Origin of the sequence: Tropicibacter alexandrii (assembly GCF_003667315.2) — a bacterium.
Lineage (GTDB): Bacteria > Pseudomonadota > Alphaproteobacteria > Rhodobacterales > Rhodobacteraceae > Tropicibacter > Tropicibacter alexandrii.
Genome location: NZ_RCTZ02000015.1, coordinates 63478 through 77075, shown reverse-complemented (window position 1 = coordinate 77075; position 13598 = coordinate 63478). Strand labels below are relative to the sequence as shown.

The 13598-nt window shown below is 66.7% G+C and carries 12 protein-coding genes; 3 read left to right on the top strand and 9 right to left on the bottom strand.

Annotated features, from left to right (window positions below):
* Positions 1-123: 123 nt before the first annotated feature.
* The 5 genes from D8Z78_RS17665 to D8Z78_RS17645 all read right to left on the bottom strand — a co-directional run bounded on the left by D8Z78_RS17665 (position 124) and on the right by D8Z78_RS17645 (position 5277).
* Complete coding sequence (locus tag D8Z78_RS17665; RefSeq protein WP_121630496.1) at positions 124-885, bottom strand: trypsin-like serine peptidase; 762 nt, start codon at positions 883-885, stop codon at positions 124-126.
* Between the two features lie 117 nt (positions 886-1002).
* Positions 1003-2295: a glycolate oxidase subunit GlcF gene (gene glcF, locus D8Z78_RS17660; protein WP_121630368.1), complete on the bottom strand. Its 1293-nt coding sequence runs from the start codon at positions 2293-2295 to the stop codon at positions 1003-1005.
* 22 nt (positions 2296-2317) lie between these two features.
* Positions 2318-2659 carry a hypothetical protein gene (locus D8Z78_RS17655; RefSeq protein ID WP_121630369.1) on the bottom strand — a complete coding sequence of 114 codons (342 nt, stop codon included), beginning with the start codon at positions 2657-2659 and terminating at the stop codon, positions 2318-2320.
* On the bottom strand, positions 2656-3753 hold the full coding sequence (locus D8Z78_RS17650; protein ID WP_121630370.1) for an FAD-binding protein: 1098 nt from the start codon (positions 3751-3753) through the stop codon (positions 2656-2658). Before D8Z78_RS17650 ends, D8Z78_RS17655 begins: the two co-directional genes overlap by 4 nt.
* A gap of 75 nt (positions 3754-3828) precedes the next feature.
* A complete protein-coding gene (locus D8Z78_RS17645) occupies positions 3829-5277 on the bottom strand; it encodes an FAD-linked oxidase C-terminal domain-containing protein (RefSeq protein ID WP_121630371.1) in 1449 nt (482 codons plus the stop codon).
* A 127-nt stretch (positions 5278-5404) separates the two neighbouring features.
* Between D8Z78_RS17645 and D8Z78_RS17640 the strand changes: the two genes are divergently transcribed.
* Genes D8Z78_RS17640 through D8Z78_RS17630 form a run of 3 tightly spaced genes read left to right on the top strand, consistent with a single transcriptional unit; the run spans position 5405 to position 6906 of the window.
* Positions 5405-5815 carry a CopD family protein gene (locus D8Z78_RS17640; RefSeq protein WP_121630372.1) on the top strand — a complete coding sequence of 137 codons (411 nt, stop codon included), beginning with the start codon at positions 5405-5407 and terminating at the stop codon, positions 5813-5815.
* On the top strand, positions 5815-6525 hold the full coding sequence (locus D8Z78_RS17635) for a DUF599 domain-containing protein (protein ID WP_121630373.1): 711 nt from the start codon (positions 5815-5817) through the stop codon (positions 6523-6525). The genes D8Z78_RS17640 and D8Z78_RS17635 overlap by 1 nt, the downstream gene beginning before the upstream one ends.
* Before the next feature lie 36 nt (positions 6526-6561).
* Positions 6562-6906, top strand: a complete 345-nt coding sequence (locus tag D8Z78_RS17630) for a hypothetical protein (RefSeq protein ID WP_121630374.1) — start codon at positions 6562-6564, stop codon at positions 6904-6906.
* Between the two features lie 23 nt (positions 6907-6929).
* On the opposite strand, the gene D8Z78_RS17625 is transcribed toward D8Z78_RS17630, so the two are convergent.
* Genes D8Z78_RS17625 through D8Z78_RS17610 form a run of 4 tightly spaced genes read right to left on the bottom strand, consistent with a single transcriptional unit; the run spans position 6930 to position 13583 of the window.
* A complete protein-coding gene (locus tag D8Z78_RS17625; protein WP_121630375.1) occupies positions 6930-8969 on the bottom strand; it encodes a glutamine amidotransferase in 2040 nt (679 codons plus the stop codon).
* Positions 8966-11713 carry a DUF4159 domain-containing protein gene (locus D8Z78_RS17620; protein ID WP_121630376.1) on the bottom strand — a complete coding sequence of 916 codons (2748 nt, stop codon included), beginning with the start codon at positions 11711-11713 and terminating at the stop codon, positions 8966-8968. The genes D8Z78_RS17625 and D8Z78_RS17620 overlap by 4 nt, the downstream gene beginning before the upstream one ends.
* Positions 11710-12585 (bottom strand): DUF58 domain-containing protein, encoded by an 876-nt coding sequence (locus D8Z78_RS17615; protein WP_121630377.1) that lies wholly within the window; start codon positions 12583-12585, stop codon positions 11710-11712. Before D8Z78_RS17615 ends, D8Z78_RS17620 begins: the two co-directional genes overlap by 4 nt.
* The gene (locus D8Z78_RS17610) at positions 12582-13583 is read right to left on the bottom strand and encodes an AAA family ATPase (RefSeq protein ID WP_121630378.1); all 1002 of its coding nucleotides are present in this window, start codon (positions 13581-13583) and stop codon (positions 12582-12584) included. Before D8Z78_RS17610 ends, D8Z78_RS17615 begins: the two co-directional genes overlap by 4 nt.
* Positions 13584-13598: the final 15 nt, after the last annotated feature.

Genomic DNA, 13598 nt, shown 5'->3' with positions numbered 1-13598 from the left:
TCGAAGCGATCCTGTTTGGCGGCGCCTTCCCGTCCGGGACAGGCGTCTTTGCATGCCGGAGCCCTGTCACAGGCGCCCCGGTGAAGGAGATGTGTGTATCGCTTTTTGCGGTTTCAAGCCCTCTCAGGGCTTGATGAATTTCGCGCCGGTCTGGCGTCGTTGCCCGGCGGACATGCGCTCCAGCCCGACGCCGGCATTCTCGGCGCTGCCCATCAGCGCGCGCAGAGTTTCCAGCGGCGCGGCAAGGTCTGTCGCAAGCGACACCTTTTCGCCGTCCGCCTCCGCCTTGGCCGACACCACCGAGACGATGCGTGGCGTGCCATCCGCGCCAAAGGTAAAGACAGGCGAGCCCGACGCGCCGAAATCGACCTCGCAGGACAGCACCAGCATCCCGTCTTGGACCGCAAGAACCCCGCACAGTTCCTGAAGGGACGGCGCCTCGGACCGGTTATGGGCGTAGGACACCAGCCCGACGCGGTCACCCTTGGCCGGGCGGGTGTCCGTTTCGAACGGTTCGATCGTGGTGTTGCGGACCGGGTGCTGCAATTGCACCAGCGCGAGGTCGTTGCGCACCCGGTCCGGGCCGACGGGGCTGGTATAATCGTAGTCGGGATGGGCGATGGCGCGGCGCACCCGTCGATAGGCGGCGGCCCGGCCATTGCGCCAACCCGCGAGGAACTGGATTTCGTCGACGGGAACGCGAGACTTCGTCTCGGGGTCATAGAGGCAATGCCCGGCGGTCAGCACGAGGTCCGGCGCGATCAGTGCGCCGGTGCAGAACGCGGTTCCGGCGATTTCCAACCGGCCCACGGCCTCCCATTTTCGTCCGTCTTCGTTCGAATTGAGCGAAAACAGCCCCTGCGCAGACACAGGTGCGCAGAGCATGGTCAGAATGATCGCCAGAATGCAGCGCAAGACGCAACTCCCCCGAGAGTGCCGTCTGAGTAAAATCAGATTAAGGCAGAAATACGGCAGAGAGCGTGTCTCATTTCCGGGACACAGTCAATCGGCAGGGGTCAGCGCAGTCGGTTTCGGCCCGCCGGTTGCCCAGTCCAGCAGTTCGACCGTATGGACGACGGGCACGCCGGTGCCAGACCCGATTTGCATCATGCAGCCGATATTGCCCGCCGCGATCACATCGGGCTGCTTTGCCTCCAGCGTGCGCACCTTGCGGGCCTTCAGCTGTGCCGAAATCTCGGGCTGCATCAGGTTGTAGGTGCCCGCAGAGCCACAGCACAGATGCGAATCCGCTGGTTCCACCACCTCGAAGCCCGCGCGTTTCAGCAGGTCCTTGGGCAGGGTCTTGACCTTTTGCCCATGCTGCAGGGAACACGCGGCGTGATAGGCAACCTTGATGCCCTGCGCTGCGCCTTCGGGGATCTCCAGTTTCGTCAGCAGTTCGGATACGTCCATCGCCAAGCCCGACACCCGCGCGGCGTCATCGGCCAAGGCGTCATTGCGGAACATGTGCCCGTAATCCTTGACGGTGGTGCCGCAACCGCTGGTGTTGATGACGATGGCATCCAGCCCGTCGCCATCCATCTCTGCCACCCATGCCTTGATGTTGGCCCCGGCGCTGGCATGGCTTTCATCGGCTTTGCCCATGTGATGGGTCAGCGCCCCGCAGCAGCCCGCCCCCTTGGCCACGACGACCTCGCAGCCCAGACGGCGCAGCAGGCGGATGGTGGCGTCGTTGATATCGGTGTTGAGCGCCTTTTGCGCACAGCCGGTCATCAGCGCCACGCGCATGCGGCGCTGGCCGGTGGGGGCAAAGCTTTGCGGATCGTCGTTGCGCGACACCGGCGGCACCTGTTTCGGCGCCATCTCCAGCATCGCACGCAGGCGGGGATCGGGCATCAGCCGGGCCAGCGGACGCCCGAGCTTGGCGCCGAGCAGCGCCAATCGGAAGCGTCCGGGATAGGGCAGGATTCGCGCCAGCAGCCAGCGCAGCGCGCGGTCCGACCACGGGCGGTCATAGTGTTTTTCGATATACTCGCGGGCATGATCGACAAGGTGCATGTAATGCACACCCGACGGGCAGGTCGTCATGCAAGCAAGGCAGGACAGGCAGCGGTCGATATGCTTGACGGTCTTCTCATCCGGCACCCGCTCGTTTTCGAGCATGTCCTTGATCAGGTAGATGCGGCCACGGGGGCTGTCCAACTCGTCGCCAAGAACCTGATAGGTGGGGCAGGTGGCGGTGCAGAACCCGCAATGCACGCAGGCGCGCAGGATCTGGTTGGCGCGCTCGGTGCCGGGGTCTTGCAACTGCTGTTCGGTGAAATTCGTCTGCATCGTCTCGCTTTCGCAAAAGGTCTCAGCCGGCGATCAGCCGGGCGGTGGCCAGCCCGAACCACGGCAGGGTGGTGGCCAGTAGGGCAAGGATCAGGATCAGGCGCCGGGCCCGCCTGTCGCGGATCCGGCGGCGCAGGGCGAGCGCGACCATGGCGACGGCCAGCACCCAACCCAGCCACATCGCCGTCAGCGACAGCGCCGGGTTCGCGCCTTGGCGGGTCAGTCCGAAGGCGGTGATGCCGATCATCGCCAGCGCCAGCACCGCGACGGTGCTGACCCTTTCCGGCAGGCGCAACGCCGCCGCGCACAGCAGCGGTCCCGCGACGAAGCTCAGGACAAAGGCGATCAGCGTCGGCCCGGTCACGGCATCAGGCCCGTGTTCAGAATACCCTTCGGGTCGAATTTCGCGCGGATGCCACGGGTCAGCGCCGCGACGGGCGCCGCTTCGGGGTGAAAGCGCGGGAACGCCCCGCGCAGGCAGGTCGCGTGCCCGTCAAACGCCCCCAGCCGCGCGCGCAGGTCCGTGCCCTCGGTCAGGCGCAGCCAGACAAGCCCGCCGCCCCAATCGTACAGGACCTGTGCGGCACCGGCCTTTGCCACCAGATTTGGCGCGTCAGAGGGCTTGCAGGACAGCCGCCAGATGTCGCCCGGCTGGCCGTGCATGATCTCGACATCCCGGACCCAAGCCCAGCCTGCCCGCAACCGCGCCGGATCACGCTCGATGCTGACATCGCCCTCGAACAGGGCGCGCAATTTCTCGGCGCGATAGGCGACCGACCCGTCAAAGCCCTCGATCCGGATCATCGTCACCGGATGCCCGTCGACCCCAACCGGCGCATGCGCCGCACCCGTCACGTCAAAGGGCGAGCCCAACGCGCGCGCCATGGCCGCCACGGCCTGTTCATCGGACAACCCGTTGATCACGATACAGGCAGCGGCCTCTGGCTGTGGCAGGACCTTTAGGCTGACCTCGCTCAGAACGCCCAGCGTGCCATGCGCGCCCGCCATCAGCTTGACCAGATCATAGCCGGTGACGTTCTTCATAACCCGTCCACCATTCTTGACCACGGCCCCCGTGCCATCGACAAAGCGCACGCCCAGCAGGAAATCACGCGCGGCGCCCGCCTGCACCCGGCGCGGGCCAGAGACATTGGCGGCGAACACCCCGCCAATGGTCGGCTCTCCAGTGGTGCCCAACAGCCCGCGATGATCCATCGGCTCAAAGGCCATCCGCTGCCCCTCGGCCTCCAGCGCCGTCTCGACCTCCGCCAGCGGCGTGCCCGCCTGCGCCACCATGGTCAGCGCGCCGGGCTCGTAGAGCGTGATGCCAGACAGACCGCCGGTTTCCAGCATATCGCCCTGCGAAACCACGCCGCGCGTGCCACCGCCACGAACGGTCAAAGGCCCTTGCGCGCCCGCCACGGCCTCGGCCAGTTCCGCTTCGCTCTCAGGTCTCATTCCACCGTCCATGCTTCTTTGGTCCAAAAATACCTCGGGGGTGAGGCGCGCCAGCGCCGAGGGGGCAGAGCCCCCTCACTCCGCCGCAAGCGCCGCGCTCCGCCGCCCTTCCGACGCGCCCAAGGGGAACACCTTCGCCGGGTTCAACAGCCAGCCCGGGTCGAACACATCCTTCACCGCCATCTGCGCCTCAAGGTCGGCAGGCGCGTATTGGTGGCTCATCAGGTCGCGTTTCTCGATCCCGACGCCATGCTCGCCGGTCAGGCAGCCGCCGACCTCGACGCAGAGTTTCAGAATGTCGGCACCCAACGCCTCGCACAGCTCCAGCTGGCCGTCCTGATTGGCGTTGAACAGGATCAGCGGGTGCATGTTGCCGTCGCCCGCGTGAAAGACATTGGCGACCTCCAGCCCGTATTCCTTGGACATCTCGCCGATGCGTTTGAGCACATAGGGCAGTTCCGTCACCGGGATCGTGCCGTCGAGGCACATGTAATCGTTGATATTGCCCATCGCGCCAAAGGCGGATTTGCGGCCCAGCCAGATGCGGGCGGCCTCGTCGGCGTTCTGTGCCTCGCGCAATTCGACGGGGTTGTGGCGGCGGGCGATCTCGGTGATCTTGGCCAGCTGCTCGGCGATCTCGGTCTCCGAGCCTTCGACCTCGACGATCAGCAGCGCCTCGCATTTCGGATAACCGGCCCCGCTGAAGTCATCCGTTGCGCGGATGCAGGGGGCGTCCATGAACTCGATCGCTACGGGCAGAACCCCGGCCTTGATGATGTCGCTGACACAGGCCCCGGCGACCTCGTTGCTGTCATAGCCGATCAGCACGGGCCGCGCGCCTTCGGGCTTGCGCAGGATGCGCAGGGTCGCTTCGGTCACGACGCCCAGTTGACCTTCGGACCCGCAGACTACGCCCAGCAGGTCAAGCCCGCCCGCATCCAGATGCGCGCCGCCCAGTTCGACCACGGTGCCGTCCATCAGCACCATCGTCACGCCCAGCAGGTTGTTGGTCGTCACGCCATATTTCAGACAATGCGCCCCGCCGGAATTCATCGCGATATTGCCAGCAATCGCGCAGGCCAGCTGGCTGGACGGATCGGGCGCGTAGAAAAAATCCGTCTCCTCGACCGCGCCTGTGACGCTCAGGTTGGTGCGTCCGCTCTGCACCCGGATGAACCGGTTGTCATAGTCGGTTTCCAGCACCGCGTTCATCCGCGCCACCCCAAGGATCACCGAATCCCCGGTCGGCAAAGCGCCCCCGGCCAGCGAGGTGCCCGACCCGCGCGGCACCACCGGCACGCCCTCTTCAAAGCAGATGCGCAGCACGTCCGAAACTTCTTGCGTGGTCGAGGGCAGCACGGCGGCCAGCGGCGGGCAGCGATAGGCGGTCAGCGCATCGCATTCATAGGCGCGCGTTTCGGCCAGTTCATGCACCACCGCGTCGGCGGGCAGGACCGACAGCAGGCGTTCGACGATGCGCGCCTTCTTCGCCAGAATGACGGGGTTCGGTTGGGGCATCTGCATGTCGGGTCCTCCGGCGGTGTTCCAAGAACGGGCGAATTGGTCAAGTCATATAACCAATCGCGCCATAAAGCGAGGGGCAATCCTGTCACATCTTGCAAATCCTCGCCGCCTTGGGCCATCTGCGCCCATGGCATGGGTCAAGATCATACACATTCTCTGCGTCATGGGGTGGATGACCTCCATTTTCGCGGTGCCGCGCGCGCTGATCTACTGGAAGCGCGACTTTGCAAGGACCGGAGAGAACGGGCCGCTGGGCGATCTGACCTTTCGGCTGTACCGATTCTCCTTCGGGTTGGGCGTGATCGGCATCGCCACCGGCATCTGGTACGGCACGTGGCTGGGCTGGCCCGCATGGCTGCATCTGAAGGCGACGCTGGTTGCTGCCTTGGCCGTGCACTACCTGTGGACGGGCGTGCTGGTGCGGCGGGCGCAGCGCGGCGAGTTCCGTGAAAGCGACCTGTGGCTGCGCATCTTCAACGAGGTCAGCGTGATCGCGACCATCGCGGTGCTCTGGGCCGTGGTCGTGCAGCCGTTCTGATGACCGGGGCCGAGATCCTGCGAGCCTTCGCGCCGATGGATTTCGCGGCGCTGGGGCTTTTGGTGGTGTGCTGGATTGGCTCGACCCTGCTGATCGAACATGCCCCTGCGCGCTGGCCCTCGACCTCTCGGCTGATGGCGCAGTATCGGCGGATGTGGATGGTTCAGTTCCTGACGCGCCAGCCGCGTATCTTCGACAGCCAGATCATTTCTCAGCTGCGGCAGGGCACGGCGTTTTTCACGTCGGCCTCGATGATTGCCATCGGCGGTGGGCTGGCGCTGTTGGGCAACACGGACCGGCTGCGTGTCGTGGCCGAGGACCTGACCCAGACGACAGAGCCGCTGATCGTCTGGGAGATCAAGGTGATCGTCATGCTGCTCTTTGCGGCGAACGCGTTCCTGAAATTTGTCTGGTCGCACCGGCTGTTCGGCTATTGCTCGGTGCTGATGGCGGCGGTGCCGAACGATCCCGAGGACCCGGTGGCGCTGCCGCGCGCCATGAAGGCGGCCGAGATCAACATCACCGGCGCGCGCGGCTATAACCGGGGGTTGCGCTCCGTGTATTTCGGCATCGCAGCGGCGGCTTGGCTGGCGGGGGCGTGGGCGTTGATCGTGGCGGTCGTGTTTACGACGGGGGTGATCCTGCGCCGGGAATTCGCCTCGAATTCGAGGGCGGTCCTGATGGAGGCAACGGACCGCACACAGACGTGAGGCAGGTCGCCGCCATGCTGCGCTAAGCTGTGACCCATGAGATGGATTGTCCTGCTTTTTCTGGCCCCGCCCGCCTTTGCCGATGCGCCTGTGATCGAAGGGGTCGAGATGACCCGCACAGGCGACACGTGGCGCCTGTCCGTGACGCTGTCGCATCCTGATACGGGATGGGATCACTACGCCGATGGATGGCGCGTGGAACTGCCGGATGGGACGGTGTTGGGCACGCGGGAGTTGGTACACCCACACGTGCAGGAACAGCCGTTCACGCGATCGCTCTCCGGTGTCGCGATCCCGTCAGACGTGGAAGAGGTGCACATTCGTGCGCGGTGCATCGTGGACGGTTGGAACGCGCACAGCTTTGGTGTCGACCTCAAGTAGGATGGGTGATCACCCATCCTACCTCAGTTTCGCCCTTCGCGCAGCCAAGCACCCACGATCAGCGATGCCGCCAGCAGCAACACGGCCCACGCCGGCAAGAGCGCAGTCTGGCGCACATCCAGCGTCTCATAGGCCTCGCGCGGCGTGATCCCGATCCAGCCACGCCCGGCGGCAGGGCGGCCCGCGCGGACTTCGCGAATCCCCGGCACCCCGTCTTGCAGCCGCATCACGCCGCCACGGGTGCCTTCGATCAGCGGCGACAGCGCATCGCCGCTCGCAATCGTCTGGACGAACTCGCGCGGGGCCGCAGGGCCAAGGCCCACGACCGCGTTCAGGTCACCCTCTTCCAGCCGATAGAGCCCGATTTCCGGCCCCTCGTAGACCCCTTCGAACCGGCCCGGCGTGACCTCCTCCAGCGGCACCTCCACCTCTTCGCCCAGCGGCCCGGTCACCGTGACGCTGCCGACATCATCCGTCAGCGAGCGGCGGATGATCCGCATGGTCTGGCCGGTGGGTTCCGCCCAAAGCGCCTCTTCCTCCAGTTCCGGTTCCTTCATCATCCAATGCGCCAGCCTGCGCAGCAGCTCCAGCTGCGGGCCGCCCCCCTCGAACCCGCGCGACCACAGCCATGCCTGATCCGAGGCCAGCAGCGCCACGCGCCCCTCGCCCACACGGTCCAGCACCAGCAGGGGGCGGTCGTCGATGCCGGACATGACCACGTCGCCCTGCAAGGGCTCGACCTCGATCTGGCGCAGCCAGCGGCCCCACGCCTCCGGCCCGGTCAATCCGGCGGTGACCGGGTGACGTTCGCCCAGATCGGTGACCACGGGCTGATAGCCCTCGTCCAGCACCCGCGCAGTCGGCTCGGCGGGCAGGATTTCCGACAGGGGCGAGCGATAGATCGAATCTGCACTGGCAAAATCCGGCCCGGCAGCGACCAGCACCGCGCCGCCCTGTTCGACATAATTGCGCACGTTGTCGAGGTAGATCGACGGCAAGATGCCCCGGCGCTTGTAACGGTCAAAGATGATCAGGTCGAAATCGTCGATCTTTTCAAGAAACAGCTCGCGCGTGGGAAAGGCGATCAGAGACAGCTCGTTCACCGGCACGCCGTCTTGCTTTTCCGGGGGGCGGAGGATGGTGAAATGCACCAGATCGACGCTGGAATCCGATTTCAGCAGGTTCCGCCAAGTCCGCCCGCCCGCATGTGGTTCGCCCGAGACCAGCAGCACGCGCAGCCGGTCGCGCACGCCGTTGATCTGCACCAGCGCGGTGTTGTTGCGGTCGGTCAATTCGCCGGTCGCTTCGGGCACGGTGAACTGGATCACGTTCAGCCCGCCATGGGGCAGGGTGATCGGCAGGCTCAGATCCTCGCCAATCGGGACGTCGAAGGTTTGCGGTTCCTCGCCATCGACGGAAATCAGAATCTCGGTCTGCGTGTCGCCGGGGGCCGCGCCGTCATCCTCGATGCGCAGGGTCAGTTCGACTTCCTCGCCAAGGATCGCAAAGGCCGGGGCGTTCTGGACGATCAGGCGGCGGTCCCAGTCGTCCTCCTGCCCGGTCATCAGCAGGTGCAGGGGCGCGGGCAGGTCGGGGGCCTGTTCCAGATCGTGCAAGCGCCCGTCCGACAGCAGGAACATGCCCGCGATGCGCCCGCGCGGTTCCTCGGCCATCGCGGCGGACAGCGCGGTCATCAGTTGCGTGCCCGCGTCGCCCTCGGCATCGCCAACCTCGATCCGGCGGATTTCCGTGTTGGGGCGGGCGTTGATCATCGCCTCCAGTTCAGTAGCGGCGTCTTCGGTGACGCCTGCGCGCTCGGCCAGCCGTTGGCTGGCGCTTTGGTCCACGACCATCAGAACGATGTCGGACAGCGGCGCGCGGTCCTCGACTTGCCACGAGGGTTGCGCCAGCGCCGCCAGCAGCACCACGGCCGCCAGCCCGCGCAATGCCCAGCCCGACAGGCCACGCCACAGCGCAAGCCCCACGCCTGCCACAGCAAGCACCGCCAGCGCGACGATCAAGCCCCACGGCAGCAGGGGATCGAAAACGATATCTCCGGTCATTGGCCCAGCCTGTCCAGCAATGCAGGCACGTGGACCTGATCGCTTTTGTAATTGCCCGTCAGCACATGCATCACGAGGTTCACGCCAAAGCGATAGGCGATCTCGCGCTGCCGTTCGCCGGTGAACCCGCGCCCCAGCGGCACCAGCGGATTGCCGTTCTGGTCCACAGCCCAAGCCGCCGCCCAGTCATTGCCGCCGATCACCACGGGTGTGACGTTGTCGTTGAGGTCGCGAAACGGCATGCCCTCGATCAGTTGCGCATCCGGCGGCGCGGCCTCGACCCAGACTTGCTGGCCGACATAGCGCCCGGGGAAGTCCTGAAGCAGGTAGAAGGTGCGGGTCAGCACGTGGTCCTGCGGCACGGGTTCCAGCGGCGGAATGTCCAGCGGCGCGGCCAGCGCCTGCAGCTTGCGCCCGTTGGCAGTGTTCGATCCGAACCCGGCGATATCGGCATCGCGCGTGTCGAACAGGATCATCCCGCCAGTACGCAGATAGGTGTTCAGCTTGGCATAAGCCTGTGCGGACGGTGTCGGCTGATCCGGCGTGATGGGCCAATAGAGCATTGGGTAGAAGGCCAGTTCGTCCGTCTCCAGATCGACGCCGATCGGTTGCGCCGGTTCGACCGAGGTGCGGAAGAACAGCGTATCTGACAGCCCGCGCAGACCTGCGGCAGCCATGCGGTCGAGTTCCTCGTCCCCGGTCAGGACATGAGCCAGCACGACCTCCGACGTCGCGGCGATGGCCAGCGCATCCTCGTCCTGCGCGTAACCTTCGCGCGGGATCAGGGCGAGCGCGAGCAGGACGGAGGCCGCGCGCGCGCCGACCAGCCGCCCCGACAGCGCCAGCGAGGCGATCACATCCGCCGCCAGCAGCGCCAAGGCCCCGGCCAGCAGCCACCCGGCCAAGGGGCGTTCCTGCGGCTGGGTCAAGCCCTCGACGACGGTGCCTTGGGGCCATGCGACCGGGGTCAACTCGGTATCGGTGAGGATCACGTTGCGCGCCAAGGTCCGGTCCTCGCCCTGATACAGACCGGGGCGCAGGTCCGGCCCGAGCGCGTTACCGATCAGCGCGGGGCCGTCGATGCCGGGCAAGGTGTCGCCGTCGCGCAACCGGCCAAAGCCGTCCAGCACCATCAGCGGCTGCCAGACTGTGCCTTCCATATCCTCGATCTCGGGGGCGGCCATGGTCGAGGACACCGCGAGACGTTCCAGCATCTGCACGAACAGGCCAGAGATCGGCAGGGTCGACCATTCGGCATTCGCCGTGACGTGGAACAGCACGATCTGACCCTGGCCGACGCGCTTGCGCGTGACCAGCGGCGTGCCATCGGTCAGCTGCGCGATCACGCGGTCGGCAAGGTTCGGATCGGGTTGGGCCATGACTTGGGAATTCACCGTCACATCGTCCGGGATCGGCAGCCCGGCAAAGGGGCTTTCCTCGGGGAAGGGGGCCAGCGCCTTGGGTTCCCCCCAGCTCATGGCACCGCCCACGGTGCGGCCCCCGGCGCGCAGGCGCACGGGCATCAGCGGGTCTTCCTCCCGCCGCGAAATGTCGGACGCGGCGAGGCGCGGCCCGGCAAAGCGCAAAAGCATCCCGCCGTTTTCCAGCCAGTCGGTCACTGCGTCGGCCTCCGCCGCCGAAAGCGTCGCGACGTCCGCCAGAACGATCACATCGGGGTTCGCGGGCAGCACATCGGTCAAAGCGCCGTCAAGGATATCCGCCGACGGCTCCAACGCCTTGTGCAGGTAGTGCAGGGGCGAGAGCAGTTCGAGCCCCTCGCGGTCGGTGGCCCCGGCAATCAGGGCGACCTCGCGGCGGCGCAGGCTGTCATCGGGGAGCGTCACGGTGCCGGCGCTGCGCTGGCCCTCGATTTCAAAGCGTTCGACGCGGGCGCGCAACTCGGCGGGCATGGCGATTTCGACCTCGGCCTCGGTCTCGCCGCTGGCAAAGCGCAGCGGCGCGCGCAGCAGGGTGGCAGGGTTGCCCGCCGGGTCCTTGCCTTGGGCGGCGAGGCTCAGTTCGGTTTCGCCCCCGCCGCGCAGACGGCGAGCGGGCAGGGTCAGGTTGCCATCCTCGACACGGGCAGGCGCGAGGGCATACAGCATGCGCGGGGCTTCGAACACGGTCACAGCGCCCCGGCTGTCCAACTCGGCCAGCAGGTCGGCGCGGCTGTCCCGCTGCAACCCGTCGCTCATCCAGTAGCTGTCGAAATTGCCGTCGGGCAGCATCGCCGGGTCGAGCGCTTCGGGTTGCCATGGCATCGGTTCAAGCCCGCTCAGGCGGGTGCGCAGCACGTCCGCCGACAGGAATTGCACCGGCTCCGGCTCGGTCAGGCGCAGGATCGCGGCAGGGCGGCCATCGCGGCCCGCTTCAGCCAGAATGCCGTCCAGCGCGGTGATCCGCGACCGCCAGTCGCTGGCCGAGGCCCAGCTGGCATCCATGACGACCAACAGCGGGCCGTTGCCCTCCGCCTCGTCCTGATCGCGCGGGTTCAGGATCGGCCCGGCAAGGCCGATGATGACCGCCGCCACCGCCAGCATCCGCAACAGCAGCAACCACCACGGGGTGCGGTCGGTGACCTGTTCCTCATCCTTGAGGCCCAGAAGCAGCGCCACGCCCGGGAACATCCGGCGGATCGGGGCAGGGGGCACGGCGCGCAGGATCACCCACAATACGGGCAGCGCCAAGAGCCCCAGCAAAAGCCAAGGCGCGGTGAATCCAAGCAGACCGCCAAACAGGGTCATCCATGTCCTCCATCCAGCGCGCGATAGACCCATAGAAGGGCGCTTTGCGCGCTGTGATCGGTGTGATGCACAAGGTGTTGCCAGCCGGTCAATCGCGACAGCTGCTCCAGCCGGTCCTTGCGCTCGGCCAGACGGTGCAGGTAGCGCTCTTTTAGCTCACCGGCTTTCAAGGTCTCGTGACGCAGCGTGCCGCCGACGCTTTCGAAGATGGTGCGACCGGTGAAGGGGAAGCTTTCCTCGGACGGGTCGAGCACCTGCAAAAGCACGCCGCGCACGCCCCGGTCGGCAGCCTTGGTCAGCGCGGCCTCGACCGGCGCGATGTCGCCAAGGAAATCCGAGACGAACAGCGCGCGGGCATGGGGCAGCATCCCGCGCGCCTCGGGTTCGGCATAGTCGTCCTCGCCATCGGTCGAAAAGGTCTCGGCCAGTCGAAGCATCTGTTCCTCGCCCCGGCGCGGGGGCAAAGCCCAGCCGGTCAGGCCGACACGCTCGCCGCCCCGGATCAGCAGGATCGCGGTGGCCAGCGTCACCAGCCGGGCGCGGTCGGCCTTGGTGGGCAGGTCCTTGTGCGAGGCGAACCGCATGGAGGCGCCGGGGTCGAGCCAGACCTGCACGCTTTGCGCGATCTGCCATTCGCGTTCGCGCACGAACTGCTCATCCCCGCGCGCGGACCTGCGCCAGTCGATCTGGCGATAGCTGTCGCCCGCGCGCAGCGGACGGTATTGCCAGAAATCGTCGCCCAAGCCCGCCCTGCGCCGCCCGTGATCGCCCAGCAGCACCGTCCCGGCCAATTGTTCGGCGCGGGCCAGCAGCGCGGGAAACCGGCTGGCTTCCTCCTGAGCGCGGGCGCGAAGCTGGGCGACGTCGCTCATGCCGCGGCTTCGCGGGTATTCAGCGTCGCGGCGACCTGATCGATCAGCTTGCCCAGATCCTCACCCCGGGCGCGCGCCGAGAAGGTCAGCGCCATGCGGTGCACCAGTACGGGCTTCGCCATGTTCAGCACGTCCTCGGGCGAGGGCGCGAGCCGCCCTTGCAGCAGCGCCCGTGCCCGCACGGTCAGCATCAGGGCCTGCGCGGCACGCGGACCGGGACCCCACGCGACCATGTCGCGCACGGCATCCGGCGCGCTGGGATCGTCGGGGCGGAAGGCGCGGACAAGGTCGAGAATCTGTTCGACCACCGCCTCGCCCACCGGCATCCGGCGCAGCAGGCGTTGCGCGGCGATCAGTTCGTGGCCGGTAAAGACACCGTGGCTTTCGGCCTCTTCGGTGCCGGTGGTGGCCATGATGATCGCGCGTTCGGTGTCGCGGTCGGGATAGTCGACGTTGATCTGCACAAGGAAGCGGTCAAGCTGCGCCTCGGGCAGGGGGTAAGTGCCCTCCTGCTCGATCGGGTTCTGGGTGGCCAGAACGTGGAACGGCGCCTCCAGACCGCGGGTTTCCCCGGCCACGGTCACCTGCTTTTCCTGCATCGCCTGCAACAGCGCCGACTGAGTCCGGGGCGAGGCGCGGTTGATCTCGTCCGCCATCAGCAATTGGCAGAAGATCGGGCCGCCGATGAACTTGAACGTGCGCTGCCCGTCCGCGCCGGTTTCCAGCACTTCGGAGCCGAGGATATCGGCGGGCATCAGGTCGGGCGTGAACTGCACGCGATTGCCCTTCAGCCCCATCACGGTGCTCAGCGTTTCCACCAGTCGTGTCTTGCCCAGACCGGGCAGGCCGATCAGCAGCGCGTGCCCGCCGCACAGCAAAGACGCCAGCACCAGCTCGACGACGCGTTCCTGACCGATGAACCTCGCCTCGATCGACTTTCTGGCACTTGCCAGCTTGTCTTCCAACGCTTCGATCTCGGCAATCAGGTCTTCGGCCATGTCATTTCTCCGTTT

Coding starts and splice junctions, on each gene's coding strand:
- D8Z78_RS17665 (WP_121630496.1), bottom strand. CDS start 885: ATGCTCTGCGCACCTGTGTCTGCGCAGGGGCTGTTTTCGCTCAATTCG.
- glcF (WP_121630368.1), bottom strand. CDS start 2,295: ATGCAGACGAATTTCACCGAACAGCAGTTGCAAGACCCCGGCACCGAG.
- D8Z78_RS17650 (WP_121630370.1), bottom strand. CDS start 3,753: ATGAGACCTGAGAGCGAAGCGGAACTGGCCGAGGCCGTGGCGGGCGCG.
- D8Z78_RS17645 (WP_121630371.1), bottom strand. CDS start 5,277: ATGCAGATGCCCCAACCGAACCCCGTCATTCTGGCGAAGAAGGCGCGC.
- D8Z78_RS17640 (WP_121630372.1), top strand. CDS start 5,405: ATGGCATGGGTCAAGATCATACACATTCTCTGCGTCATGGGGTGGATG.
- D8Z78_RS17635 (WP_121630373.1), top strand. CDS start 5,815: ATGACCGGGGCCGAGATCCTGCGAGCCTTCGCGCCGATGGATTTCGCG.
- D8Z78_RS17630 (WP_121630374.1), top strand. CDS start 6,562: ATGAGATGGATTGTCCTGCTTTTTCTGGCCCCGCCCGCCTTTGCCGAT.
- D8Z78_RS17625 (WP_121630375.1), bottom strand. CDS start 8,969: ATGACCGGAGATATCGTTTTCGATCCCCTGCTGCCGTGGGGCTTGATC.
- D8Z78_RS17620 (WP_121630376.1), bottom strand. CDS start 11,713: ATGACCCTGTTTGGCGGTCTGCTTGGATTCACCGCGCCTTGGCTTTTG.
- D8Z78_RS17615 (WP_121630377.1), bottom strand. CDS start 12,585: ATGAGCGACGTCGCCCAGCTTCGCGCCCGCGCTCAGGAGGAAGCCAGC.
- D8Z78_RS17610 (WP_121630378.1), bottom strand. CDS start 13,583: ATGGCCGAAGACCTGATTGCCGAGATCGAAGCGTTGGAAGACAAGCTG.